Annotated in this window: 26 protein-coding genes; 12 read left to right on the forward strand and 14 right to left on the reverse strand. The window is 62.2% G+C overall.

Annotation, left to right across the window (positions count from 1 at the left end; genetic code table 11):
- The first annotated feature begins 101 nt into the window (after positions 1-101).
- Positions 102-1,343, forward strand: a complete 1,242-nt coding sequence (rlmN, locus tag HFC70_RS11325) for a 23S rRNA (adenine(2503)-C(2))-methyltransferase RlmN (protein ID WP_168473346.1) — start codon at positions 102-104, stop codon at positions 1,341-1,343.
- A 974-nt stretch (positions 1,344-2,317) separates the two neighbouring features.
- On the opposite strand, the gene HFC70_RS11330 is transcribed toward rlmN, so the two are convergent.
- Entirely contained in the window at positions 2,318-2,959 is a 642-nt protein-coding gene (locus tag HFC70_RS11330) for a LysE family translocator (RefSeq protein ID WP_168473347.1), read from the reverse strand.
- A gap of 65 nt (positions 2,960-3,024) precedes the next feature.
- Positions 3,025-3,888, reverse strand: a complete 864-nt coding sequence (locus HFC70_RS11335; protein WP_168473348.1) for an SDR family NAD(P)-dependent oxidoreductase — start codon at positions 3,886-3,888, stop codon at positions 3,025-3,027.
- Positions 3,889-4,182: 294 nt separating this feature from the next.
- Between HFC70_RS11335 and HFC70_RS11340 the strand changes: the two genes are divergently transcribed.
- Positions 4,183-5,406 (forward strand): argininosuccinate synthase, encoded by a 1,224-nt coding sequence (locus HFC70_RS11340; protein WP_168473349.1) that lies wholly within the window; start codon positions 4,183-4,185, stop codon positions 5,404-5,406.
- Positions 5,407-5,464: 58 nt separating this feature from the next.
- Here the strand turns inward: HFC70_RS11340 and HFC70_RS11345 are convergent, their stop codons facing one another.
- Together HFC70_RS11345 and HFC70_RS11350 are read right to left on the reverse strand one after the other, a co-directional pair.
- Positions 5,465-6,643: a multidrug effflux MFS transporter gene (locus HFC70_RS11345; protein WP_246735737.1), complete on the reverse strand. Its 1,179-nt coding sequence runs from the start codon at positions 6,641-6,643 to the stop codon at positions 5,465-5,467.
- Positions 6,644-6,817: 174 nt separating this feature from the next.
- Entirely contained in the window at positions 6,818-7,171 is a 354-nt protein-coding gene (locus HFC70_RS11350; protein WP_168473350.1) for a hypothetical protein, read from the reverse strand.
- 275 nt (positions 7,172-7,446) lie between these two features.
- On the opposite strand from HFC70_RS11350, the gene HFC70_RS11355 reads away from it, so the two are divergent.
- The 3 genes from HFC70_RS11355 to HFC70_RS11365 all read left to right on the forward strand — a co-directional run bounded on the left by HFC70_RS11355 (position 7,447) and on the right by HFC70_RS11365 (position 12,280).
- The gene (locus tag HFC70_RS11355) at positions 7,447-9,510 is read left to right on the forward strand and encodes a M3 family metallopeptidase (protein ID WP_168473351.1); all 2,064 of its coding nucleotides are present in this window, start codon (positions 7,447-7,449) and stop codon (positions 9,508-9,510) included.
- A gap of 224 nt (positions 9,511-9,734) precedes the next feature.
- Entirely contained in the window at positions 9,735-11,564 is a 1,830-nt protein-coding gene (typA, locus tag HFC70_RS11360) for a translational GTPase TypA (protein ID WP_168473352.1), read from the forward strand.
- A 209-nt stretch (positions 11,565-11,773) separates the two neighbouring features.
- Positions 11,774-12,280, forward strand: a complete 507-nt coding sequence (locus HFC70_RS11365; RefSeq protein WP_168473353.1) for a GNAT family N-acetyltransferase — start codon at positions 11,774-11,776, stop codon at positions 12,278-12,280.
- Positions 12,281-12,379: 99 nt separating this feature from the next.
- Here the strand turns inward: HFC70_RS11365 and HFC70_RS11370 are convergent, their stop codons facing one another.
- Entirely contained in the window at positions 12,380-12,991 is a 612-nt protein-coding gene (locus HFC70_RS11370) for a hypothetical protein (RefSeq protein ID WP_168473354.1), read from the reverse strand.
- A gap of 204 nt (positions 12,992-13,195) precedes the next feature.
- On the opposite strand from HFC70_RS11370, the gene ppa reads away from it, so the two are divergent.
- Positions 13,196-13,729 carry an inorganic diphosphatase gene (ppa, locus tag HFC70_RS11375; protein ID WP_168473355.1) on the forward strand — a complete coding sequence of 178 codons (534 nt, stop codon included), beginning with the start codon at positions 13,196-13,198 and terminating at the stop codon, positions 13,727-13,729.
- A 9-nt stretch (positions 13,730-13,738) separates the two neighbouring features.
- On the opposite strand, the gene HFC70_RS11380 is transcribed toward ppa, so the two are convergent.
- Together HFC70_RS11380 and HFC70_RS11385 are read right to left on the reverse strand one after the other, a co-directional pair.
- On the reverse strand, positions 13,739-14,053 hold the full coding sequence (locus HFC70_RS11380) for a DUF167 domain-containing protein (RefSeq protein WP_168473356.1): 315 nt from the start codon (positions 14,051-14,053) through the stop codon (positions 13,739-13,741).
- Positions 14,050-14,340: a YggT family protein gene (locus HFC70_RS11385; RefSeq protein ID WP_168473357.1), complete on the reverse strand. Its 291-nt coding sequence runs from the start codon at positions 14,338-14,340 to the stop codon at positions 14,050-14,052. Before HFC70_RS11385 ends, HFC70_RS11380 begins: the two co-directional genes overlap by 4 nt.
- A gap of 144 nt (positions 14,341-14,484) precedes the next feature.
- Between HFC70_RS11385 and HFC70_RS11390 the strand changes: the two genes are divergently transcribed.
- The gene (locus HFC70_RS11390) at positions 14,485-15,732 is read left to right on the forward strand and encodes an MFS transporter (RefSeq protein WP_168473358.1); all 1,248 of its coding nucleotides are present in this window, start codon (positions 14,485-14,487) and stop codon (positions 15,730-15,732) included.
- Here the strand turns inward: HFC70_RS11390 and HFC70_RS11395 are convergent.
- From HFC70_RS11395 to hemC, 6 genes are all read right to left on the reverse strand, one after another.
- Positions 15,717-16,448, reverse strand: coding sequence for a glutamine amidotransferase (locus tag HFC70_RS11395; protein ID WP_168473359.1), 732 nt, complete (start codon positions 16,446-16,448; stop codon positions 15,717-15,719). The genes HFC70_RS11390 and HFC70_RS11395 overlap by 16 nt on opposite strands.
- Complete coding sequence (locus HFC70_RS11400) at positions 16,438-16,914, reverse strand: TerB family tellurite resistance protein (RefSeq protein ID WP_168473360.1); 477 nt, start codon at positions 16,912-16,914, stop codon at positions 16,438-16,440. The genes HFC70_RS11395 and HFC70_RS11400 overlap by 11 nt, the downstream gene beginning before the upstream one ends.
- Before the next feature lie 19 nt (positions 16,915-16,933).
- Positions 16,934-18,526, reverse strand: coding sequence for a heme biosynthesis protein HemY (locus HFC70_RS11405; RefSeq protein WP_168473361.1), 1,593 nt, complete (start codon positions 18,524-18,526; stop codon positions 16,934-16,936).
- Positions 18,527-18,530: 4 nt separating this feature from the next.
- Positions 18,531-19,805: a COG4223 family protein gene (locus tag HFC70_RS11410; protein WP_168473362.1), complete on the reverse strand. Its 1,275-nt coding sequence runs from the start codon at positions 19,803-19,805 to the stop codon at positions 18,531-18,533.
- Positions 19,806-19,884: 79 nt separating this feature from the next.
- Positions 19,885-20,604 carry a uroporphyrinogen-III synthase gene (locus HFC70_RS11415; RefSeq protein WP_168473363.1) on the reverse strand — a complete coding sequence of 240 codons (720 nt, stop codon included), beginning with the start codon at positions 20,602-20,604 and terminating at the stop codon, positions 19,885-19,887.
- Between the two features lie 5 nt (positions 20,605-20,609).
- Entirely contained in the window at positions 20,610-21,539 is a 930-nt protein-coding gene (gene hemC, locus HFC70_RS11420) for a hydroxymethylbilane synthase (RefSeq protein WP_168473364.1), read from the reverse strand.
- A 71-nt stretch (positions 21,540-21,610) separates the two neighbouring features.
- Here hemC and tsaD point away from each other — a divergent pair, with 71 nt between their 5' ends.
- Genes tsaD through HFC70_RS11445 form a run of 5 tightly spaced genes read left to right on the forward strand, consistent with a single transcriptional unit; the run spans position 21,611 to position 25,126 of the window.
- A complete protein-coding gene (gene tsaD, locus HFC70_RS11425; protein ID WP_168473365.1) occupies positions 21,611-22,708 on the forward strand; it encodes a tRNA (adenosine(37)-N6)-threonylcarbamoyltransferase complex transferase subunit TsaD in 1,098 nt (365 codons plus the stop codon).
- Positions 22,705-23,694, forward strand: a complete 990-nt coding sequence (locus tag HFC70_RS11430) for an NAD(P)H-dependent glycerol-3-phosphate dehydrogenase (RefSeq protein WP_168473366.1) — start codon at positions 22,705-22,707, stop codon at positions 23,692-23,694. The genes tsaD and HFC70_RS11430 overlap by 4 nt, the downstream gene beginning before the upstream one ends.
- Before the next feature lie 29 nt (positions 23,695-23,723).
- Positions 23,724-24,017 (forward strand): YciI-like protein, encoded by a 294-nt coding sequence (locus tag HFC70_RS11435; protein WP_168473367.1) that lies wholly within the window; start codon positions 23,724-23,726, stop codon positions 24,015-24,017.
- An 8-nt stretch (positions 24,018-24,025) separates the two neighbouring features.
- Positions 24,026-24,457, forward strand: coding sequence for an EVE domain-containing protein (locus tag HFC70_RS11440; RefSeq protein ID WP_168473368.1), 432 nt, complete (start codon positions 24,026-24,028; stop codon positions 24,455-24,457).
- A 24-nt stretch (positions 24,458-24,481) separates the two neighbouring features.
- On the forward strand, positions 24,482-25,126 hold the full coding sequence (locus HFC70_RS11445; RefSeq protein WP_168473369.1) for a methyltransferase: 645 nt from the start codon (positions 24,482-24,484) through the stop codon (positions 25,124-25,126).
- A 16-nt stretch (positions 25,127-25,142) separates the two neighbouring features.
- Here HFC70_RS11445 and HFC70_RS11450 read toward each other — a convergent pair whose 3' ends face one another.
- Positions 25,143-25,517, reverse strand: coding sequence for a hypothetical protein (locus tag HFC70_RS11450; protein ID WP_168473370.1), 375 nt, complete (start codon positions 25,515-25,517; stop codon positions 25,143-25,145).
- Positions 25,518-25,818 lie beyond the last annotated feature (301 nt).

The raw sequence follows: 25,818 nt of genomic DNA on the forward strand, positions 1-25,818 counted from the left end.
GTTTGCTCGGCCTTTCCGGTTTTCTATGATACTGCAGGCCGAGATCAGGACTTCGCTTCAAGACTGCGGAGCGTGATCGGTTTGGCGCAAGAGGTGATGCAATGGCTGCCACTGAAATCGTGATCGAGCGCAAGACGCCGCCGTCGGCCGGCCCGAGGGCTGTATCCGGCGCGTTAAAGCCGTCGTTGATCGGCCTCAGCCGCGAAGAGATGGGCGAACTGCTGCGCGACAAGGGCGTGCCGGACCGACAGGTCAAGATGCGCGTCAGCCAGCTGTGGAACTGGCTCTACGTGCGCGGCGTGTCCGATTTCGACGCTATGGCCAATGTCTCCAAAGACATGCGCGAGATGCTGAAGACCCATTTCACCATCGCCCGCCCCGAGGTCGTCGAGGAGCAGGTGTCCAATGACGGCACCCGCAAATGGTTGTTGCGCTTTCCGCCGCGTGGCGCCGGCCGGCCGGTCGAGGTGGAAACCGTCTATATTCCCGAAGAGGGTCGCGGCACGCTGTGCGTGTCCAGCCAGGTCGGCTGCACGCTGACCTGTTCCTTCTGTCACACCGGCACGCAGAAGCTTGTGCGCAATCTGACTGCCGAGGAAATCCTCGCGCAGCTGCTGCTGGCGCGCGACCGGCTCGGCGACTTCCCGGCCGGCGATGCGCCGGTCGGCGCCATGGTGCCGTCGGAAGGCCGCCGGGTCACCAATATGGTGATGATGGGCATGGGCGAGCCGCTCTACAATTTCGAAGAGGTCAAGAAGGCGCTGCTGATCGCGTCGGATGGCGACGGGCTGTCGCTGTCGAAGCGCCGCATCACGCTGTCCACCTCCGGCGTTGTGCCGGAAATCTACCGCACCGGCGAGGAAATCGGCGTCATGCTGGCGATCTCACTGCATGCGGTGCGTGACGACCTGCGCGACCTGCTGGTGCCGATCAACAAGAAATATCCGCTGAAGGAGTTGATCGAGGCCTGCCGCAATTATCCTGGCGTCTCGAATGCCCGCCGTATCACGTTCGAATATGTGATGCTGAAGGACGTCAACGACAGCCTCGAAGATGCCAAGGGGCTGATCCAGCTCCTGAAGGGCGTGCCGTCCAAGATCAATCTCATTCCGTTCAATCCCTGGCCGGGCACCAATTACCAGTGTTCGGACTGGGAGCAGATCGAGAAGTTCGCCGATTTCATCAATGCGGCCGGCTATGCCTCGCCGATCCGCACACCGCGCGGTCGCGATATCCTGGCGGCCTGTGGCCAGCTGAAGTCGGAATCCGAGCGCATGCGCAAGACCGAACGCCTGGCCTTCGAGGCGATGATGATCGCCGGCCATGGCGAAGACGAGGATTGATCCGGCACGGCGCTTGGCCGTGACGGGGCATCGATCGAGATGCTGGATCTGGCAGCACAACCAGATCGCACTCCGTTGTTATCTTTTCGTTGCCGCCGATTTTCGGCCAAGTGCCTCTGTCGCTGGCCCCTATTTCGATGTCCCCATGGTCAGCGGTGTCGAACGAGGAATTCACGTGCAAATTCGCTGCGCTTTATCGAAAGCGGGACTTTTACTTAACTTTACAAAGGTTAACAGCACTTAACGCTCAATACGTTACATTGCGTTTCCGAACATCGAACGCAGTGAGACCGAAATTGAATCTGAAAAATCATGGAATTCTAAGGGTTGTCTTGTTGCCTGCTCTTGTGATGAGCTGTCTTGTCGGTGACGCATTCGCGCAGATTGCGCCTGCGCCATTGCCCGGCCCCGGCGCACCTCCACCACCACCGTTGATGGCCTGTATCATCCCGCCACCTCCTGACGCACCGATGGGTGCGCCGCCGATGACGTGTCGATCTGAGCGCCCCGGTCCCAGGGGCGCGCCTTGCCGATGCCCGGGCGTGCCGATACCCGGCACGTTGGATTTTGCAGAGTGAGCAAGCATTGAAGCGTGCCAAGGCGGGGCCGTTGACGACCTCGCCGGCACACTTTGAGCATTCCTCACGACAGACTCCAGATTAGGACAGGAGACCATTTTGTATCCGTCACAAAAACTCGCAGTCGTCGGGACTATCATTTTCTCGAGTTGGTTTGGGGTGGCAGTGGCCACAGGCACACAAAGCCCTTTCCAGAACGGCGCCGATCAGGAAACCGTTACAGTCGATATCGCCCAGATGCAGCAGAGCGACAAACCGGAAAAGCCTCGAAAGAAACCGGGCTCGGATAAAAAAGCCAAGACCTGCGGCACTCCAGGGGATTTGGATAAGCGTGGCCAACAGTCGCCCTGCCCGCCTCCCCCGCCGCCTCGGTGATACGCATCACCCAGGCTTTGATCACTTGGCCTGGGTGAACAGGATTTTCACCGCGAAAATCGAAAAGACGCCGGCGAAGGTGTAATCGATGCCGCGCAGGACTTTCGGGTTGGCCTGCAACCAGCCGGCCAGCTTGTCTGCCGCCAGCACGATGGCGATGGTGATCGGCAGGGAGACCAGCATGAACCAGCCGCCGAGGAAGAGCAGCTTGCCCGTGACATCAGGGTCGCTGGCGGTGACGAATTGCGGCAGGAAGGTCATGAAGAAGATGATGACCTTGGGGTTCAGCAGATTGACCCAGATGCCGTTCAGGAAGGCCGCCTTGACGCTGCCCTTTGTTCCGGTTTCCGCCTTTGCGACAAATTTTGATCCGGTGCGGATCGCCTGGAACGCCAGCCAGGCGAGATAGGCAGCGCCACCGCTTTTCAGGATGAGGAAGGCGAGCGGCGAGGCGACGATCAGCGCCGAAACGCCGAAAGCCACCAGCATGGTGTGGAAGGTGATGCCGATATTGGTGCCGACCAGGACGGCCAAGCCGGCGGCGCGGCCATCGCGCAGGGCGCGGCTGATCGAGAGGGTCATGTCCGGACCCGGCGTTGCTGCCAGCAGAAACGATGCCGCACTGAAGGCCAGGAGCGTGGGCAGGCTCGGAATGAAATCCATGACGAACTCGAGGTTTGAAAGCGCGGTGAGGAAACGTCCTTAACGCGCTTTCACGCTGCTGCCAATCAGGGTTTTGGCGATTGCAGAAAGGCCGTGAACTTTTCCTTGTAGTCGGGATGCCAGCGCGATAGCGGCGGGCGGTTTTCGACGATGTCGCCGGCCGCCCACAGCATGCGTTTCTCGTCGGTTGCCCGATCGACGTCATTGTCGGGGCAAAGGATGTAGAAATCGCCGGCGGAGACGCTTTGCAGCATGAAATCGACCGTCTGTTCCGGCGTCCATGCGGCTGCGGGTTTTTCAGTGCGTCCCTGGGCGGTCAGGCCGGTGTAGACGAAGCCGGGGATCAGCAGATGGGCCGAGACCTTGCAGTCCGGCGTATTGCGCAACTCATGCTGCAGGGCCTCGGTGAAGGCTTTGACGCCGGCTTTCGAGACGTTGTAGGCGGGATCGCCAGGCGGTGTCGTGATGCCCTGCTTGGAACCGGTGTTGATGATCAGGGCCGGCTCGCCATGGGCGATCATGCCGGGACCGAACACCCGGCTGCCGTCGATCACACCCATCAGATTGACGGCCAGCACCCGTTCCCAATTGGCCTGCGGGCCAAAGATGGCGCTGCCGGGCTGGATGCCGGCATTGTTCATCAGAACGTGAACCCGGCCGAAACGCTGGATTACGGCGCGCTCCAGCGCTTCCAACTCGTCGCGACGGCTGACGTCGGTCTCGATGGCGACGATATCGGTCTCGCCATTCTCGGTGAGGGCCGCGACATCGGCGCGGGCGCTGGCCAGCGCGTCGCCGCCCAGGTCGACGATGACGACGCTCATGCCCGCCCTGGCGAAGGCCTTTGCCGCGGCAAGGCCGATGCCGGATGCGCCGCCGGTCACAACGGCCACATTGGATTTCGCAATTGCCGGATGGATGATGTCCATGGCCTGTTCTCCTTATGCCGTTTCGTGGTCTGTGCGGTTTTGATATGGTACGGTTGGAAACGAAGTCAAACAGGCAAGGTGCCGGCGCATGGGAAAAGTGACGTCCATCGCCGGGGAATTCCGTGACGATCGTCCGCATCCTGCACCAGCGGATAACTGTCACGGCGCATCTGTGGGGCCTAAGCGTTTGCGTCGCAGCGTGGTGCTCTTGCACGCCGCGCCAATCTCGCTAAAAGTGCGGCAAACCAAAAGGCTTGGTTTCTCGGCCTGACGCACACAAGTGGACTTCTCAACATGGCATCACATAAAGACGTGAAAAAAGTCGTTCTCGCCTATTCCGGCGGTCTCGATACCTCGATCATTCTGAAATGGCTCCAGACGGAGCTGGGCGCCGAGGTGGTGACCTTCACCGCCGATCTCGGCCAGGGCGAGGAACTTGAGCCGGCCCGCAAGAAGGCCGAGATGATGGGCATCAAGGAAATCTTCATCGAGGATGTGCGCGAGGAATTCGTGCGCGACTTCGTCTTCCCGATGTTTCGCGCCAATGCCGTCTATGAAGGCGTCTACCTGCTCGGCACCTCGATCGCTCGGCCGCTGATCTCCAAGCATCTCGTCGACATCGCCAAAAAGACCGGTGCCGACGCGATTGCCCATGGCGCGACAGGCAAGGGCAATGACCAGGTCCGCTTCGAGCTGTCGGCCTATGCGCTGAACCCGGATATCAAGATCATCGCGCCTTGGCGCGACTGGTCGTTCAAGAGCCGCACCGACCTGCTCGAATTTGCCGAGCAGCACCAGATCCCGGTTGCCAAGGACAAGAAGGGCGAAGCGCCGTTCTCAGTCGATGCCAACCTTCTGCATTCGTCGTCCGAGGGCAAGGTCCTGGAAGATCCGAGCCAGGAGGCTCCGGAATATGTGCATATGCGCACTATTTCGCCGGAAGCTGCCCCCGACAAGGCAACCGTGATCAAGGTCGGTTTTGAAAAGGGCGATGCAGTGTCGATCAACGGCGTGCGCATGAGCCCGGCAACGCTTCTGGCCGAGCTCAACACCTATGGCCGCGACAACGGCATCGGCCGTCTCGATCTCGTCGAAAACCGCTTTGTCGGCATGAAGTCGCGCGGCGTCTACGAGACCCCCGGCGGCACGATCCTGCTCACGGCGCACCGCGCCATCGAATCCATCACGCTCGACCGGGGTGCAGCGCACCTCAAGGACGACCTGATGCCGCGCTATGCGGAACTCATCTACTACGGCTTCTGGTTCTCGCCGGAGCGCGAAATGCTGCAGGCCGCGATCGACCTCAGCCAGCAGCATGTCGAAGGTGAAGTGACGCTGAAGCTCTACAAGGGCAATGTGATGGTGACCGGCCGTGAATCGCCGAAGTCGCTCTATTCCGACAAGCTGGTGACCTTCGAGGACGACCAGGGCGCCTACGACCAGAAGGACGCGGCCGGCTTCATCAAGCTGAATGCGCTGCGCCTGCGGACACTCGCCAAGCGCAATCTGTCGAAATAATCGACAGAGCGTCCGGACCTCATCAGCCTGCCGGTGGACGATCCACCGGCAGGCTTTTTCATGCCCGGCGTTTGCGGGCCTTTAGGAAGCCGAGATAGGCGATGATCGCCATGAAATTCATCAAGGGGATCACGGTGCCGAAAGCCAGCAGCGGATCGCCGATGAGGGCTGCGGCAACACCACCCAGGAAGCCTGCGCCCATCTGAACGAAGCCGAGAAGGGCGGCTGCCGAGCCGGCAATCTTCGGATGAGGCGCCAGACCGGCAGTGGTGATGTAGGGAATGACGAAGGCCATGCCGAAGGCGCAGAAAGCGACCGGCCCCATGATCGACAGGAAGGTCGGCTCGATCAATTGCACCGAGAGCGCGATCATCGTGCCGCCGAGGCCGGCCAGCGTCAGCCCGGTGCGCAGGGCACCGCTTTCGCCCAGGCGCGCGGCAAGGATGCGCAGACCGACAGAGCCCAGGAAGAAGAAGCCGGATTGCATCAGCATGCCGAGGCCAAACTGGCCAGGCGTCAGCCCGACCCTGTTGATCAGCACGAAGGGCAACATGGTCGATTGGGCATAGAGCGCCCCGACCGTGCCGGCAAGCACGAGGGCCGACAGGAGAACACGGGGGTCGGCGATCAGCGTCCTATAGGAGCCGATCAGGCGCGACGGGCGGATGAGGGCGCGATCGGGAACCGTGGTTTCCTTCATCAGCAGGCCGACGACAAGGCAGCTGACCAGCCCAAAGCCGACCATCAGGAAAAACACCGCCTGCCAGTTGAAGAGTGTCAGGGCCAGGCCGCCCAAAGTCGGGCCGGCTGCCGGTCCGATCGCCAGCATGATGCCGATCATGTTGAGGATGCGGGAGGCTTCGGCGCCAATAAACTGGTCGCGCACGATGGCGCGCGACACGGTGATGCCGACCGAGGCGCCGATGCCCTGGATCAGGCGTCCGGCCAGCAGCCAGTCGACTGTGGGGGCAAAGGCGGCGACCAGGCTGCCGATCAGGTAGATCATCAGGAAGCCGAGCGTCGCCTTGCGGCGGCCGAAGGCGTCCGATGTCGGGCCGGACAGCAGCTGGGCAACGGCAAAGCCGCCGAAATAGACCGAGAGACTGAGCTTGATAGCCGCATCCGTGGTGCCGAAGGCGCGGACCAGTTCCGGCATGGCCGGCGTGTAGATGGCCATGGAGACCGGTCCGATAGTGGTCAGCAGCGCGCCGATCAGCGATGTTCGGCGTTCGGTCATGCGGGCAGGCATCATCACATCAGGCATTCCGTTGGGGGCCGGCCCCCTTGTGGAAGAGGTGCCAGCGACAGGCATCGGGCCGGCTCGTCGGAGGACGGCAATAACTCGAGCTATAGGCGGGCGGACTGGAAATGGCGAGAGGGATCGCAGGAATTGCGGGAGAAAGGCCCAATATCAGATGCCGAGGAAATCAACGACCGACTTCAGCACTTTGGCGAACTCGTCGTCGCCCATGGTCATCGCGATCTCGAGCTGGTTCTTGTAGTAATCCTGAAAATCGAAGGGCGTATCGTCGGTGATATCAGAGAGATCGATGATCTGGCCCTGTCGGTCGAGGGCCTGCATGGGCAATTCGTCTGCAAGGGCGGCGTAGGTCTCCTGGTCGATCTCGCCGCTCTCGAAGCTTTCGGTCGCCATCTCGCGCAACTGGCTGGGCGTGATCGAGGTATAAGGCGATTCGGGATCTTCGGCGATTTCGAACTGAACGAAGTGATGAGACGTGGCTTTGCGTTCGGCCGGGGCGGCCAAGTCCTTGTTATCTCGACCTCCATTCCTGCTGAAGGAACTGGAGAGAGAACGCAGAGAATATATTTCCATATCAATATCCTCCGTTTCCGGCTTGACTATAGATAACTATTCGAGTGCCGTTACGTCAATCGTTAACAAAAGGTTAATTGTCGTCTATTATTTTTGTCCCGTCTATTCTTGCAGTGGGCGCGGCGCCCATCGCGGCGTGAAAGAACGTACCAATCCCGGCATGGATGTCCTATATGAAGGGAAAGCAGCAAATCAGGGAAAGCCATATGCCGTCTATTTCTCCGTCCCAAGCCGCGCTCACCCTCTGGAACGGAGTGCATGGCCTGCCGCGCTTCGATGCCGTCCGGGACGAGGATTTCGCACCGGTCTTCGATGCCGCCCTTGCCGAACACGAGGCCGAAATCGACGCGATCGCCCACAATCCTGCAGCGCCCACCTTCGACAACACCGTCGTGGCGCTGGAGATTGCCGGTGATATGCTGTCGCGCGTCTCGGCTCTGTTCTGGAACCGCGCCGGCGCCTACAGCAACGATCTGATCCAGTCACTGGAGCGCGAGATCGCGCCGAAGATGTCGCGGCACTATTCGAAGATCGGCATGAATGCCGCGCTTTTCGCACGCATCGATGCGCTCTGGGAAAGCCGTGACGGCCTTGGTCTGACGACCGAGGCGATGCGCGTGCTCGAACGACACTGGAAGGGCTTCGTCAAGTCCGGCGCCAAGCTGCCGAAGCCGGAGCAGGAAAGGCTGGCGGCGATCAACGAGCGCCTGGCAAGCCTTGGCGCGCAATTCGGCCAGAATGTTCTGGCGGATGAAACGGACTGGTCGCTGCCGATCCGTGAGGAGGCCGATCTGGCCGGCCTGCCGGATTTCGTCAGAGAGGCCATGGCCTCTGCTGCGAAGGCGCGTGACGTGGATGCACCTTATATCGTCACCCTGTCGCGCTCGATCATCGAGCCATTCCTCACCTTTTCCAAGCGGCGTGATCTGCGCGAACAGGCTTTTGCCGCCTGGGTGGCGCGCGGCGCCAATGGCGGTGAAACCGACAACCGGGCGATTGTCGCGGAAACGCTGGCGCTGCGCTTCGAGAAGGCCGGGCTGCTGGGTTATGCCAATTACGCGGCGCTGAAGCTCGACAATACCATGGCCAAGACGCCGGAGGCGGTGAACGGCCTCCTGAAGCAGGTCTGGGGCAAGGCGCTGGCGCAGGCCCGGGTCGAAGAGGCCGAGCTGGCGGAACTGATCGCTGAAGAGGGCGGCAATCATGCCGTCATGCCGTGGGACTGGCGCCATTATGCCGAAAAGCTGCGGTCGCAGAAATTCGATTTCTCCGAGGCCGAGCTGAAGCCTTATCTGCAGCTCGAAAAGATCATCGAGGCCTGTTTCGATGTGGCTGGCCGGCTGTTCGGCATCAAGGCCGTGCCGCTGCCGGATGTGGTCGGCTATCATCCCGATGTCCGGGTGTTCGAGATCCGCAATGCCGGCGGTGACCTGGTCGCCCTGTTCCTCGGCGACTATTTCGCCCGGTCGTCGAAGCGCTCGGGCGCCTGGATGAGCTCGTTCCAGTCCCAGCATCGGCTGGCGCTGAAGAATGGCGCTGTGGGCGAAATTCCGATCATCTACAATGTCTGCAATTTCGCAAAGCCCGCCGTGGGTCGGCCGGCGCTGCTGTCGCTCGACGATGCGCGCACGCTGTTCCATGAATTCGGCCACGCGCTGCACGGCATGCTGTCGAATGTCACCTATCCCTCGGTGTCAGGCACCGGGGTGTCGCGCGATTTCGTCGAATTGCCATCGCAGCTTTACGAGCACTGGCTGACGGTGCCGGACATCCTCAAGACCTATGCCGTGCACTACGAGACCGGCGAGCCGATGCCGGAGGCGCTGCTGCAGAAAGTGCTGGCGTCGCGCACGTTCAATGCCGGCTTTGCGACGGTCGAGTTCACCTCGTCGGCGCTGGTCGACATGGCCTTCCACACCCGCGGCAAGGTCGACGACCCGATGGCCGTCCAGGCCGAGGTTCTGACCGAGCTTGGCATGCCGGCCTCTCTTGTGATGCGCCATGCCACGCCGCATTTCCAGCATGTGTTTGCCGGCGACGGCTATTCGGCGGGCTACTATTCCTACATGTGGTCGGAAGTGCTGGATGCCGACGCGTTTGCCGCCTTCGAGGAAACTGGGAATGCCTTCGATCCGCAGATGGCGCAACGGCTGAAGGACAATATCTATTCGGTTGGCGGGTCGATCGATCCGGAAGACGCCTACAAGGCCTTCCGCGGCAAAATGCCGAGCCCGGATGCCATGCTCGTCAAAAAAGGCCTGGCGGCTTGAACGACTGGCGAGCGTAGACGTCGATCGGCCTTCCCGCGCCGCGGCGGAGAGGTTTTCGACGCGTGTGCGCAGCCGCCTCGAAGACAGGGGTTTCCGCAAAAGCACCGCAATTCCGGCGAAACGGCAGGCCCCCCTTTCGCAATTGCAAAAAACAGGGTATGAGCGCGTCAAAGTAAACCGGCGCCCGCTCCCCTTGCGCGCCCCAGCTACCAGAGATTCTTATCATGAAAATTCGCAATATCGCGATCATTGCGCACGTTGACCATGGGAAAACGACCCTTGTCGACGAACTTCTCAAGCAGTCCGGCTCGTTCCGCGAGAACCAGCGCACCGTCGAGCGCATGATGGACTCGAACGATCTCGAAAAAGAGCGCGGCATTACCATTCTCGCCAAGGCGACGTCGATCGAGTGGAAGAACACCCGCATCAACATCGTCGACACTCCCGGCCACGCCGACTTCGGCGGCGAAGTCGAACGTATCCTGTCGATGGTGGACGGCGCGATCGTTCTGGTCGACTCGTCGGAAGGCCCGATGCCGCAGACCAAGTTCGTCGTCTCCAAGGCGCTGAAGGTCGGCCTTCGCCCGATCGTCGCGATCAACAAGATCGACCGCCCGGACGGCCGCCACGAAGAAGTCATCAACGAAGTCTTCGACCTGTTCGCAAGCCTTGACGCCACCGATGAGCAGCTCGACTTCCCGATCCTCTACGGTTCCGGCCGCGATGGCTGGATGAACGTCAACCCGGAAGGCCCGAAGGATCAGGGTCTCGCGCCGCTGCTCGACCTGGTCATGCAGCATGTGCCCGAGCCGAGCGTCGGCGACGAAGACGGCGCGTTCCGCATGATCGGTACGCTGCTGGAAGCCAACCCCTTCCTCGGTCGCGTCATCACCGGCCGCATCCATTCCGGCTCGATCAAGCCGAACCAGTCCGTCAAGGTTCTCGGCCAGGACGGCAAGGTCATCGAAACCGGCCGTATTTCCAAGATCCTGGCCTTCCGCGGTATCGAGCGCACGGCGATCGATGAGGCCCATGCCGGTGACATCGTGGCGATTGCCGGTCTCTCCAAGGGTACCGTTGCCGACACGTTCTGCGATCCGTCGGTCACCGAGCCGCTGTCGGCCCAGCCGATCGACCCGCCGACCGTGACCATGTCCTTCCTCGTCAACGACAGCCCGCTGGCCGGCACCGAAGGCGACAAGGTGACCAGCCGCGTCATCCGCGACCGCCTGTTCAAGGAAGCCGAAGGCAATGTGGCGCTGAAGATCGAGGAATCGGAAGGCAAGGATTCGTTCTACGTCTCCGGCCGCGGCGAATTGCAGCTGGCCGTGCTGATCGAAACCATGCGCCGTGAAGGCTTCGAGCTTGCCGTGTCGCGTCCGCGCGTCGTCATGCACAAGTCCGAAGACGGCACGCTGATGGAGCCGATCGAAGAAGTCGTCATCGACGTCGACGAAGAGCATTCCGGCGTGGTTGTGCAGAAGATGTCCGAACGCAAGGCCGAGATGACCGAACTGCGTCCGTCTGGCGGCAATCGGGTTCGCCTGGTGTTCTTCGCGCCGACCCGCGGCCTGATCGGCTACCAGTCGGAACTCTTGACCGACACCCGCGGCACCGCGATCATGAACCGCCTGTTCCACGATTATCAGCCATTCAAGGGCGAAATCGGCGGCCGTTCCAACGGCGTGCTCTTGTCCAACCAGTCTGGTGAGGCCGTGGCCTACGCCATGTTCAACCTGGAAGATCGCGGCCCGATGATCATCGAGCCGGGTGAAAAGGTCTATATGGGCATGATCGTCGGCATCCACTCGCGCGACAACGATCTGGAAGTGAACGTGCTGAAGGGCAAGCAGCTGACCAACATCCGTTCGGCCGGCAAGGACGAAGCTGTTCGTCTGACGCCGCCGATCCGCATGACCCTCGACCGGGCGCTGTCCTGGATCCAGGACGACGAACTGATGGAAGTGACGCCTAAGTCGATCCGTCTGCGCAAGTTCTACCTGGATGCGAACGATCGCAAGCGCTTCGGCAAGGCCCGCTCCGCGCAGGGCTGATCGTCCCTCGAATCCGCCAGAATTTCCAGAGCCCCGGCCGACCAGCCGGGGCTCTAATTTTTTGTGTTTTGGGGCAGGACAGGCTTGCCGCCATGTTTAAAAAAGCGTTAACCTCAGGGTCATAGTCCAGATCAAAAGTCTGTGGGTAAGGCGGTTTCCCGCGCAGTTGCGGGTGTTCGTCAAGCTCCGGCAGGACCAAGAGTAGCGTTATGAAGACGTTGTCGATTGATGTGCGCCCGGCCGAGCCGCAGGACGCCCGCTCCATTTCCGAGGCTCACCGCCAGTCCTGGCAGAACGCCTATGCGGGCCTTATTCCGCACAAGGCGTTGACCAAGATGATCGAGCGCCGGGGCGAGACCTGGTGGCGCAAGGCGACGCGCGGCCCGGCCACCGTGCTGGTGGTCGAGGTTGCCGGGACCATTGCCGGCTATGCCACGGTGGGCCTCAACCGCGCTCGCGCGCTGCCCCAGGAAGGCGAAATCTACGAGATCTACCTCAGGCCGGAATACCAGGGCATCGGGCTCGGCCACATGCTGTTCGGCGAGGCACGGCGTCTGCTGAAATCGCTCGGCTGCTCCGGCATGGTGGTCTGGTGCCTGGAAGATAGCGGCGGGGCGTCGCAGTTCTTTCGTTCGAACGGCGGCGTCGATGCGGTCGAAGGCATCGAGGATTTCGACGAGGTGCGCCTGAAGAAGCTTGGGTTCATCTGGAAGTAATCCGCAAACCGGTATGTCGACTCAGGGCCCTGGCGCCTCAACTCTTTTTCTTACGCAATCCTGCACTCAAAACCACGACGCACTTTCGCTGGAATTGCTCTATTCCGGCAAGTAGCTCATGAGATCGTCGGCCGTCTTGCCTCTTGTCCCGTGATAGACGGCTTCGTCCTGGCCGCAGGCAAAGGAGGGCGCCAGCGTATCGGCCAACTGCCTGGCCAGCAGATTGGCATCCTTGTTGGCCTTGGCATCGACGAAGGCCGCCATGCAGCCCATGCCGTCTCCTTTCTGTGCAACGCGCGATATGACCAGGACCTGACCCCAGAATGCCTCGGCGGGCATCCCGGTATTCGGGTCGGAGTGCTCGAGGAAATAGCGGAGGATGGCGGCGATCGGCTTGCCGTCGGCATCCAGCCGCCATTCCGCCTTGGTTCCGATATGGTTGAACGTGCCGAAGGTTTCGAACGCCTGGTCGACATAGGTTCGGCTGACATGGCCGAATAGGACGGTCTGGCGCAGGTCGCCCTCCTTGAAGTAGAAGGGGTAGCCTTTAGGCCCGGTGCATTTCAGCGTGATGCTGATACCCTCCTCGACATGGACCGTCTGGCAGGCGTCTAGATCGAGATCGCTGTAGACGCTGTCATTAGCCTGCGTCATCGCCGGTACCGCCGAAAGCAGCGCGGTCAGACCGCACACGTAGAAAGTCAACCTCATTGCTCATCCCCCCGGATCGCATTGTCGTAATCGCCGACAGGCTAGAGCAGCATCGGGAAAAAGGGAACTGCCGTCCGCCTGCTGACTGGACGGTTTGCAGGCAGGTGCCAAAATTGGTTTCTACCCTCCGCCGAAAGCCGTGTTGCTTTGCGAAATGAAACCCTTTAGGAAGCGCGGGACATTCATATTTCCATGGGGTGAAACATGCGTATCGATGCAATTTCAATTGGCAAGAATCCGCCGGACGATATCAACGTGATCGTTGAGGTGCCGGTTGGCGGGCACCCGATCAAGTATGAAATGGACAAGGAAGCCGGCGCGCTGGTCGTCGACCGCTTCCTTTATACCCCCATGACCTATCCGGGCAATTACGGCTTCGTGCCGCATACCCTGTCGGAAGACGGCGATCCGATCGACGTGCTGATCTGCAATACGCGTCCGCTGGTTCCCGGCTGCGTCATCAATGTTCGCCCGATCGGCGTCATGGTGATGGAAGACGATGGCGGCAAGGACGAGAAGATCATTGCCGTGCCGGCGCCTAAGCTGACCCAGCGCTACGACAAGATCATGAACTACACCGATATGCCGGAGATCACGCTCAAGCAGATCGAACATTTCTTCGAGCACTACAAGGATCTGGAGCCCGGCAAATGGGTGAAGATCGGCGGCTGGCAGGATGTCGACGTCGCCAAGAAGCTGATCGTCGAGGCGATCGAGCGCGCCAAGGCCGCGAAGTAAATCACGCTTTCAGCCGCTCAACAGGGCGGTGAGCTTTGCGATCAAAACCTCCGGTTCGCCATCGAGCCGGAGGTTTTTCTGTCTGGCGGTGTCGCCGGATGTAATCTCGATCGATGATTTCGCCATGCCCAGCCGCTTGGCGAGAAGGGCGATCAGCGCCTTGTTGGCCTTGCCCTTCTCGGGCACGGCGGTGACGCGGACCTTCACATAGGCCTCGCCGTCACCATTGACCTCCACACCCTCTATCGCGTCTCGCCCGCCATTCGGCGTCAGGCGAACCGAAAGGCGGACATGGTCGGCGGCGATGCGGTAGGGCAGGCTCAAATGAAGAGCGGAGCGATGCTGTTCCACATCAGCGAGCGGATGAAGAAGATCAGCAGGAGCACGACGATCGGCGAGATATCGATGCCGCCGAGATTGGGCAGGATGCGACGCAGCGGCCGCAATACCGGTTCGGTGACATTGAACAGGAACATGCCGATCGAACTGACGAAGCGATTGCTCGAATTGATGACATTGAAGGCATAAAGCCAGGAAAATATGGCGCTTGCGATAAGCACCCATGTGTAAAGATTCAGTGCCAGATCGATGGTCTGAAACAGGGCAAGCATTGTCGTCTCCATTTCTCGGTTGACAGACAGATAGACATTGGGGACTAAACCGGCAAGTACTGCGGGCTGACGGAAAACAAATCATGTTTAACGAGGCGGGTCAGCCGCGCATCCATGACCGGCCTCGACGGGAAAGTTCGCATAATGCACGCGCCTATGTCCGGCGACAGGTTTGCCGCGTTCAAGCATCCGTCCTACACGCTGTTCTTCTTCGCCCGGTTTCTGGGCGCCTTCGCAACGCAGATCGTCAGCGTTTCGGTCGGTTGGCAGATGTATGACCAGACGGGCAGCGCCTTTTATCTCGGCCTGATCGGCCTCTTCCAGTTCCTGCCCTCGCTGGTATTGATGCTGGTGACCGGCTCGGTGGCCGACCGCTATAATCGGCGGGCCATTGTGGCGATCTGCATGATCGTCAGCGCGCTTTGCGGCGGGGCGCTGCTCGGCCTGACCCTTGCCGATGCCTTTTCGCCCATTCCGGTGTTCGGCATTCTCATCGTCTTCGGCATCGAGCGGGCCTTCAACGCTCCGGCCGTGCAGTCCCTGGCTCCCAATCTCGTGCCGGAAGCCGATCTTGCCAATGCGATTGCCTGGAACTCGACCTCCTGGCAGACGGCATCGATCGTCGGTCCCGTGGTCGGTGGCCTGCTCTATGGCGTGAGCGCCACCACGGCCTATTCCGTTGCGCTGGTGTTCTTCGTGGCTTCGGCTCTTCTGATCTTTCTGGTGAAGCGCCCTGCCCAGAAGAAATCCTCCGAAGCGATCAGCTGGGGCACGATCCTGGCGGGCTTCCGCTTCATCCTGTCGGAAAAGGTGGTGCTCGGGGCGATTTCGCTCGATCTCTTTGCCGTGCTGCTGGGCGGCGCGGTGGCGCTGATGCCGATTTTTGCGCGCGATATCCTGACGCTTGGCCCCTGGGGACTCGGCATGCTGAGGGCGGCGCCCGGCATCGGGGCTATCCTGGTGGCGGTGGCGCTCGCCAGCTATCCGGTTCGCCACAATGCCGGTCTGCTGATGTTTGCTGGTGTCGCGCTGTTCGGCCTCGGCACGCTGATCTTCGGCCTGTCGGAGACGGCCTGGATCTCGATTGCGGCGCTGATGCTGATGGGGGCGGCCGACATGGCTTCGGTCTATGTGCGCGAGACGCTGATCGCGCTCTGGACGCCGGACGAGGTGCGTGGCCGGGTCAATGCGGTCAACATGGTGTTTGTCGGCGCATCCAACGAGCTGGGCGAGTTCCGGGCGGGCACCATGGCTTCGTTGCTGGGGCCGGTACCTGCCGTCGTGATCGGCGGTGTCGGCACGCTGGCGGTTGCGGTTTTGTGGGCCGTCGGCTTTCCGCAATTGCGCAAGATCGACAGTCTCGACGCGCCGGATTCTCAGTCGGCGGACTGAAGGGACTTTTCGAAGACCTGGTCGAGGAAGCCTGACAGCCAGGCCTTGAGCGGCGCATCGAACAGCATGCGGCCCTCCAGATGCTCGCGGCCTTGCTGGGCATTGGGCATGATGAAGCGATGGGCGCCATGCACGACCCAGCGCTGCATCATGGCGCGGGTGAGTTCGGCATGAAACTGGATGCCCCAGGCATTGTCGCCATAGCGGAACGCCTGGTTCGGATAGAGATCGCCCTTGGCCAGCAGGTCGGCGCCGTGCGGCAGGTCGAAGCCTTCCCGATGGAAGTGGTAGACCATCTTCGGCCACTGCATCAGCAGGCGGCCCTTTTCGGTTGGATGGATTGGATACCAGCCGATCTCGACGCGCTCGTGCCTGTCGGCGGCCACCTTGCCGCCGAGCTGGCGCACCAGCATCTGCGCACCGAGGCAGATGCCGAGATAGGGCCGGTTTTCCTTCAAGGGCACGGATAGCCAGTCGATTTCCGAGCGCACGAATCCGTCCGGGTCATTGGCACTCATCGGGCCGCCGAAGACGACGGCGCCGCTGTGATTGGCCAGCGTCGGGGGCAGCGGATCGCCCAGCACGGGACGGCGGATGTCGAGCGGAAATCCTTTGTCCAGCAGCAACTGGCCGACGCGGCCCGCACTGGAGCGCTCCTGGTGTAGAACAATCAGGATCGGTGGCTTGGTGGTTTTCCTGGCTGGGTCATGCAGCATCGTCACCTCCCGGGTCTCCCGCTCGGGCCGCGGCGCCCAAGCGTTCATGAACGCGGTCGCGGTCCGAGATGCCCAAGAGGTCGGCGATCCGCCAGACCACGTGGTCTTCCATCTCACTGCGGGTTCCGTCGGCGTAGACGATGTCCCAGAGAATGCCGATCAGTTCGAGGCGCTGCTCTTCGTCCAGCCGGCGTTTCAGCTCGGAGGTGAAGCGGTAGTAATCGACTGCCTCGCTCTCGGCTTTCTTGCCGGCTTCCAGCAAGGCGTCGAGCTTGGGCTCGTCCAGGGCATATTTTTCCTGCAACAGGGTCCGGAGCATGCGTTTTTCGGCACCGCGCACAACTCCGTCGGCCTCCATCACCTGAATGCAGAGGGCAGCGACGGCGATGCGCGGATCGTCGCTTGAAAATGCACTTTCCGGCTCGGCCGTGAGGCTTTGGAAAAATGACTGCAGCCGCTCCAGCATTATCGGGCCTCCTTGGGGGTCAGAACAGGCGAAGCCGCGTTTTCTCGTCGGCCTGGCGGTTGGGGTCGCGAACGCCCGGATCATCCGGCGGCCGTCCGAAGAAAGGCTCGGGGACTGGCCCGGCCCCGGCATTCCTGTCGGCCGGCTCTGCTTCGATCTCTGCCGTGGCAGGAACGGCCTGCTCGACCTCCGGCTTGGCCGGCACCTCGACGGGCTTCTGCTCCGCCTTCGGTTCGCTCCTTGTCTCGGCAGGGGCGAGCGGTGGCTGGGCGCTGATGGCGCCAGCGCCGCTGACGATGACGCCGTCCTCGACGGGGCCCGCCAACTGGCCATAGGGCATTTTCCATTCGAAGGCGTCGAGGCGGCCGCTGACCGGAGAGATCGGCAGCCATTTTTCCGAGACCTGGCCGTCGGCGACCCAGGCCGGGTCGCGCGGCGCCCGCAGCGCCTGGGCCATCCAGTAGCGGATACGGCCCTGATCGCCGGTTTCGGCGTCTTCGATATCGGCCAGCAGCAGGAAGACCCGTTCGCGGGACTCGCTGCGGGCCGCGGCTTCGGCCTTGGCCCGGGCCTTCGTAAACTCTTTGGCATCAAGGGCTGCTTCCGCAACGATCAGCAGCGATTCGACATTGTTCGGCTTCAGGCTTTCCAGCCGTTCGGCGCGTTTCAGACGATCCACCGCGCTGTCGCCGCTTCGAGCCCGCAGATAGGTACGGGCGATGTCGGGATGGGGAGTGAGCTTCCAGGCCTGTTCGAGGACAGAGCCTGCCTTGCGCAGATTGTCCTCACGCAGCAGGGCCTTGCCGGCGATCACGGCGGCGGGAACCAGATCCTTGGCCAGTTTCAGGGCATGCAGGGCATTGTCGCGGGCAACCGCGGGGTCGCCTTCCAGCTGCTCGCCGGCCTTGGCCGTCAGCAGCACGGCCTTCAGCCGGTCGGCCTCCTGGCGGCTCAGCACATGGGCAATGCGCTGCTGGTCGAGCAGGCGGATAGCTTCATCCCATTGGCCGGACTGGCAGCGGTATTCGAGGGCGGCCTTGGCGGCCCAGGGCAGGTAGGGCGCCTTTTCGGCGGCGTCCTCGGCATATTGACGGGCGGCTTCGTGGGCACCGAGCCGGTTGGCCTCGACATAGAGGCCGCGCAGCCCGAGTTCGCGGGTCTCCGGATCCTCCGACATCTGCTGGAACAGGCGGCGGGCTTCGTCGTGCTTGCCCTCGATGACGGCGGCCTGGGCTTCCAGCACGAGGATCAGCGGTTCCTGATCGGCGCGGATCAGGCCGCGGGCGCGGGCGCTCATCTTGCGAGCCATGGCGGCATTGCCGGCGCCGGCGGCGATCAGGCCGGTCGAGATCGCCTGGTAACCGCGGTCGCGGGTCCGGGCGCGGAAATAACGGCGTACCGAATGGGGCGAGGTCCAGAGGGTGCGGACCAGCCACCAGGCGATCATCACGGCTGCGATGATCGCGACAAGCGCACTGGCGGCGACGATCAGGTCGGTCTGATAGAGTTGGCCTTCCCAGACGAGCGAGATGTCGCCGGGGCGGTCGGCGACCCAGGAGAAGCCATAGCCGAGCGCCACGATGAGGACGACGAAGATTGCGAGTTTTACCATGATCTCAACCCTGCCTGCCTGCGACCGCCTTGGCCATGATGGTGCCCACCAGGTCTTCGACCTTGATGCGCGCGTCCAGTTGCGCCTTGAACGCCGCTGAGGCCTGCTTGCCGGGCTCCGGCAAGGCATTCCATTCGCTGGCAGCACCTTTCAGGTCGCCGTTCTTGAGCTTGTCTTCGAAACGTGCCGCAACGGCTTCGACGCTGTCGCCCTCGACACTGCCGACCGGGCGGACTTTGACCAGGGACTTCGCACTCGACAGCAGCCGGCCGGACCAGCCCTGTTCGGGATCCGGCTGGTTGACGGCCTCGACGATGCCGGTCGTGACAGCAGTGACGTCGCGTATCAACTGCGACCGGGACTGGATACCGATCGTGGCAAAGCTGCGCAGATCGGCAAGGGCTGGTTCTTCCGGTGCGATGCCGGCGTAGGTTTCCAGCTCCGACAGGAAGGGGCCGCCGCGATCGGTCGCCGTCTTCAGGGCAGAGGCGGCAATGGCGCGCGCCACTTCGATATCGTCGCGCGGTTGGTCGAGTTTGGTTTCGATCTGGGTGAGCTTGTCGCCGAGGCGGGTTTCGCTATCGCTCAGGGCACTTGCCGTGCCGGCGACCTGCGATTGCAGGGCGGTGAGCGCGTCGCTCGTCTGGTTCAGGCGGGCCTGCAAATCTTCGACGGCGGTGGCGTCGGCGGCATTGTCCGGCTGGGCGGCAAGGGCCGCTTCAAGGGCTGCGATCCGGCCCTCAATCGCTGTGTTGTCCATCGGCGCTGCGCCGGAGAGGCTGCCGATCTGGGTCTTGAGCGACGAGACTTCGGAGGACAGGGCCGAAACGGAAGCTCCGCTATCGGGAGACAAGCCGGGTATGAAGCCGGCATATTGCATGGCCCCGGCACCGGCCAGCGCCACGAGACCGCCGAAAATGCCGGCGGCGGCAAGACTTGCCGTCGAGGACGAGGATTGGGCAGGTCTTACCGGCGTCACTGTCGGTTCCGGCTTGGCATCGTCCGGTTCCGGGGCGGCATTGGCCTGCAGAAAATCGGTGTTTTCCGATGCGGTTCCAGCTTCGGCTGCAACGTCCGCTGCCATTTCGGGCGCCGGGCCGGGCACGTCATCGCTTGCCGGCTGGATATCGACCGGCGGTTCGGTCGCAGCCCCTGCATCGGTCGCCGGCGGGATCGGTTCGCTCACCGTTTCCACCGGATCGGACGCGGTCGCCTGCAGGTCGATCGTTACCGGGTCGGTGGTCGTCTTGGAGCGGCGGGGCGTTTTTTCCGAAACCATGGCAACCTCATTTTCCTTGCAGTGCAATGAAATTAGTCAGTGATGACCCCGAAGGAAAGGGGCCGGCGCAATTTTGCGTTCAAGACCTTGGCAGTAGGGCCAGCAGGCTCGCCTCATCCGCGCTTCGTGCTGCCTGCGCATGGCGGCGATATTGCGGCGGGACGGTTGCGGCAATCGCCTCGCTGAGGCAGAGGATGCGCGGGGATGACAGCAGGCCGGGCATCTCCGCAAAGATCGGCAGGTCGAAGAAGCGCCGGGCGGTCTGCGTGGAATAGAGCAGGACGACATCGATCGGATTGTCGACAAGCAACCGCCTTAGGGTGTCGCGGTCATAGACCAAGGGATGCATCGCGTAGCTTTCGCAGACCGTGAAGGGGATCTGCCGCTCGGTCAATCGCTGTTCGAAGGTTTTGGCACGAGGGCAGCCGGCGAGGTAGAGGATCGGCGCGGTCTCATGATGCAAGGCTATGGTATCGGCAAGGGCGCCGCCGTCGCCGGACGACGCGACCACCTGGCGAAATCCTGCCTTTTCGGCCGATTTGGCGGTTGCCGGACCGACGGCATAAAGCGGCCTGTCGAGATAGGGGAGCAGACGGTCGCCGAGCATGGCCAGGCCCTCGATCGCCACAGCGCTCGTCACGGCCAGCGCGCCTTCGTGACGGGCCAACCTGTCCAGCATCTCTTCGGGGTGATGGGCGGGTGCTGCGAGCGGCAGGAGCACCGGCTGGTGGCCAAGCCTTTCGAGCATTTGTGCGGTTTTCTGCCCGCTCTGCTCCGGCCTGGTCACGAGGATGCGCATAGCTGTCAGCTCCAACCGTCGAAGAAGGTAGGCCCGGCCTTGTCGCGGACGGTCTGACCTGCCGAACGGCCAAGGGCGACGGCGTCGGTGCTCAGGCCCTCGATGGCCACGGAATGGGAGACGGATCCGTCAGGCGTCAAGATCAGACCGGAGAAGCGAAGATGATCGCCCTCGCAGATCGCGTAGCCGGCGATCGGTGTGCGGCAGGAGCCGTCGAGGGCACCGAGAAAACTGCGTTCACAGGTCACGGCATCATAGGTCGCACGATCGTTGATGGCGGCTAGAAGACCGGCAATGCGGCTGTCACCAATGCGGCTTTCGATGCAGATGGCGCCCTGGGCCGGGGCCGGCGGAAAGGTGGCCGGATCCAGCAATTGCGTCGGCACATCTTCCTTGCCGAGGCGCTTCAGGCCGGCGAAGGCCAGAAGCGTTGCATCGACCTGGCCTTCCGCCAGCTTGCGCAGGCGGGTGTCGACCAGACCGCGGAAGGTAATGACCTCGATGTCGGGACGCAGGCGGCGGATCAGGGCCTGGCGGCGCAGCGAGGACGAGCCGACGGTGGCACCCTGCGGCAATTCCATCAGGGTCGGGGCGGTGCGCCCGATAAAGGCGTCGCGGAAATCCTCGCGCGGCAAATAGGCGGAAATCTCCAACCCCTCAGGAAGGGCGGTCGGCATGTCCTTGGAGGAATGCACGGCGAAATCGAGATCGCCCGAGAGCAATTGCTCCTCGAGTTCCAGGGTGAACAGGCCCTTGCCGCCGATCTCGGCCAGCGACCTATCCGTGATGCGGTCGCCGCTGGTCGACAGCACGACGATTTCGAACATTTCGGAGGGAAGGCCATGGGCAGCCATCAGGCGGTCGCGGGTTTCATGGGCCTGGGCGAGCGCCAGCGGACTGCCGCGCGTGCCGATCCGGAAAGGTTTTGTTTGCATCCGACTTCATCCATTGTTACCGACGGTTTCGTAAACGCCTTTCCGGGCCATCGCAATCAATCAAAGGGCAAATGGCTTCCTTTCTTCGTATTCTCGGCATTGAAACCAGCTGCGACGAGACCGCGGCTTCCGTGGTCGTGCGCCATGCCGATGGCCGCGGCGAGATCCTCGCAGATGTGGTTTTGAGCCAAATGGACGAGCACAGCGCCTATGGCGGCGTGGTGCCGGAAATCGCGGCGCGCGCCCATGTCGAGGCGCTGGATACGCTGATCGTCGAGGCATTGGCGCGCTCCGGCACCGACCTGAAGGACATGGACGCCATCGCTGCGACCGCCGGCCCCGGCCTGATCGGCGGTTTGCTGGTGGGGCTGATGACCGGCAAGGCGATAGCGCGGGCGGCGAACAAGCCGCTCTATGCGATCAACCATCTGGAGGGCCATGCGCTGACGGCGCGGCTGACGGACGGGCTCGTCTTTCCCTATCTGATGCTTTTGGTCTCGGGCGGTCACACGCAGCTGGTGCTGGTGCGTGGCGTCGGTCAGTACGAGCGCTGGGGCACGACGATCGACGACGCGCTGGGCGAGGCTTTCGACAAGACAGCCAAGCTGCTGGCGCTTCCCTATCCGGGCGGACCGGCGGTGGAGAAAGCAGCCCGCAGCGGCGATGCCAAGCGTTTCATCTTTCCGCGGCCGCTGGTCGGCGAGAAGCGGCTGGACTTTTCGTTTTCCGGCTTGAAGACGGCGGTGCGCCAGGCGGCGGAAGCCGCAGCGCCGGTGTCTGAGCAGGACATTGCCGATATCTGCGCCTCCTTTCAAAGGGCGGTTTCAAGGACGCTCGATGACCGCATCGGCCGCGGACTGCAGCGCTTTGCGGAGGAGTTTCCGATTCGCGACGAAAAGCCGGCGCTTGTCGTGGCGGGTGGCGTGGCGGCCAATCTCGAACTGCGGACCTGCCTGCAGGCGCTTTGCGACCGGCACGGTTTCCGTTTCGTGGCACCGCCGAATGCGCTTTGCACGGACAATGCGGCGATGATCGCCTGGGCCGGGCTCGAGCGCATGGCGGCCGGCTTCGGTCCGGATGCATTGGATGTGTCGCCGCGGTCGCGCTGGCCGCTCGACATGTCGGCGGAAGCGCTGATCGGATCGGGGAAAAGAGGAGCCAAGGCATGAGCGATAGAGAGCGGGTCGTCGTGGTGGGCGCCGGGGCCTTCGGAACGGCATTGGCAACGGTGATGGCCCTGGAAGGCAAGGCGGACGTGACGCTGCTTGGCCGGGATCCCTCGCTGATGGAGGATCTCAGGAACGAGGGCATTCACGATGCCGCCTTGCCCGGCATCATGCTGCCCGATGGCCTGCAATACGCTTTCGAGCCCGATGTGCTGGCCTCCGCCGATATCGTGCTGTTTGCCATGCCGTCGCAGGCACAGGCCGATGCCGCCGAACAATATGGACCCTATCTCCACGCCGATGCGACCGTCGTCACCTGCGCCAAGGGGATCGATCGCAATTCGTCGAAACTGCTGACCCAGGTTCTGGAAGAAGAATTGCCGAACCATCGTATTGCGGTTCTGTCCGGTCCGGGCTTTGCCATGGATATTGCCCGCGGCCTGCCGACGGCCATGGCGATCGCCTCCACGGATCTTGCCCATGCCGAATGGTTGGCGCGGGTGATTTCCGGCCGTACCTTTCGGCTTTACGCCTCCTCGGATCGCGTCGGCGTGCAGCTGGGCGGTGCCTTGAAGAACGTGCTGGCAATTGCCTGCGGCATTGTCGAAGGCATGGGGCTTGGCGATTCGGCGCGGGCCGCGTTGATATCCCGTGGCCTTGCCGAAATGTCGCGGCTTGTGGTGGCCATGGGCGGTTCGGCCGATACGGTGCGCGGTCTTTCGGGCCTTGGCGATCTCGTGCTGACGGCCACCAGCCATCAATCGCGCAACCTGCGCTTCGGCATCGCGCTTGGACGCGGCGCAGAAGCGGACTTTGCCAGCGGCGGCCTGGTCGAGGGCGCTTTTGCGGCTGCCGTTGCGGCCCGCCTTGCCGAAGGGCTTGAGATCGACATGCCGATTACCGACGCCGTTGCGCTGATCATCGAGGGCCGGCTGGACATTCCAACCGCCATCGAACAGCTGATGACGCGGCCGATCACCACCGAATAAACCGACCTCATAGATACGGGAGATACACCATGCTTTTTGCTGTTTTGTGCAAGGACAAGCCCAATCATCTGAACCTTCGCATGGAAACCCGGCCGCCGCATGTGGAATGGCTGAACGGGTTGAACGCAGCCGGCACGCTGAAGATCGGCGGCCCGTTCCTCGACGGCGACGGCAAGCCCTGCGGCTCCATGCTGTTGATTGCGGCCGACGATCTTGACGGTGCCAAGGCCATTGCCGCTCAGGACCCCTACGCCCTGGCCGGCCTTTTCGAGAGCGTCGAGATCAAGCCCTATAATTGGGTCTTCAACAATCCGGAGGCATGAGTTCCGCCATGGCATTCTGGCTCTACAAATCCGAACCGTTCAAATGGTCCTGGGAGATGCAGAAGGCAGCCGGCACCGCCGGCACCGAATGGACCGGCGTGCGCAACTATCTGGCCCGCAACAACATGCGGGCGATGAAGATCGGCGACAAGGGCTTCTTCTACCATTCGAACGAAGGGCTCGACGTGGTCGGTATCGTCGAGGTCTGCGCGCTGTCGCATCCGGATTCGACCGCCGAGGGCGATCCCAAATGGGATTGCGTCGACATCCGCTCGGTCTGCGATATGCCGAAGCCCGTGTCGCTGAAGGAGGTCAAGGCGAACCCGGCTCTGCAGAAAATGGCGCTGGTCACCTGCATGCGGCTTTCGGTTCAGCCGGTGACGGACGAGGAATATCTCGAGGTTTGCCGCATGGGTGGCCTGGACAATCCGCCGCGTTGAGGTTGCAGATTTGAGGGGTGTTGGTTGAAGACGGATCCGCAGAGCTTCATTATCGCCAATACCGCGTTGATGTCGCCGCCGCATGTGCCTGAGATCAGGCTCTATCTGGCCAGCGAGGTGCATGACCTCTGGCTGAAGACAGAGGAGGATCTCGACGCGATCGGCCTGCCGCCGCCGTTCTGGGCCTTTGCCTGGGCGGGCGGACAGGGGTTGGCGCGCTACGTGCTGGATCATCCCGATAGCGTCCGCGGCAAGCGGGTCGTCGATTTTGCGAGCGGTTCGGGGCTCGTGGCGATTGCGGGGAAAATGGCGGGGGCGGCAGGAGTCACCGCCTGCGATATCGATCCATGGGCGGGCACGGCAATCCGTCTCAACAGCCGCGAAAACGGCGTCGACCTCGACGTTTCAAATGAGAATATCATCGGCCGTCTGGTTGATGCGGATGTCGTTCTGGCGGGCGACGTCTTCTACGATCGCGATTTCGCCGATGCTTTGATCCCGTGGTTCACCGCGTTGGTGGCAGCCGGCAAGACGGTTTTGGTCGGCGATCCCGGACGAGCCTATTGCCCGAAGGAGCGGCTTGAGCTGATCATCACCTATCAGGTTCCGGTCAGCCGGATTCTTGAGGACAGTGAAGTCAAGAAGACGACGGTCTGGCGGTTCACCTAACGATTATAGTTCTCGCTTACGGCCTGATTACGCAGACGCCTGCCTCATAAGAGCAGGCCGCATCGCTCGTCTCGGCATCCACCTCGATGATCAGCGCCTTGGGTGCGGGAACGACGGTGCGTGTGCGGCGGCCGGTGTGGTCGATGGCGAAATAGGTGCCGACGCCGCGAAACGACACGGCCGAGACTGAGCCGGCATAGGTGCCGATGCCCGGCAGAACCGAGGGAAGGCCCGATCCACTGATGCCGGTGTTTGTCCCGTGTCCGCCGTGGCGGTGGTGATCACGGCCATGACCCTGCCGCTGGTCGCCGGCCAGGGCCGGCAGCGAGACGGTGCATACAAGGGCAGCGATGAGCGCTGCCGGGGCGAACCTGCCGATACGCAATACCATGGTCAAGATCTCCGGGTCGATGAAACGTTAACGAAAGGTTAACGCTTGCGCCGGTGATTTCAAGGAGATCGGCGGTTCCGGCACCGTTTTTTAACCGGATCCGGATAAAATCCCGGCGGCATCAGACCTTCGTCTGAGGCGTTTGATGTCCCAATCGATTAAAATATGAACTTGGTGCAATAGTGCTTGTCGTACGACAATTCGGCGATTAAACCACGCCATTGATGCAATGCACCCATTCGACATGGGTTCAGCCATTGCAGTGGGGATGTCCGACAAATTCGGAACGCATTACAACGCC

This window comes from Agrobacterium sp. a22-2, assembly GCF_012276985.1.
In the GTDB taxonomy this organism is placed as follows: domain Bacteria; phylum Pseudomonadota; class Alphaproteobacteria; order Rhizobiales; family Rhizobiaceae; genus Allorhizobium.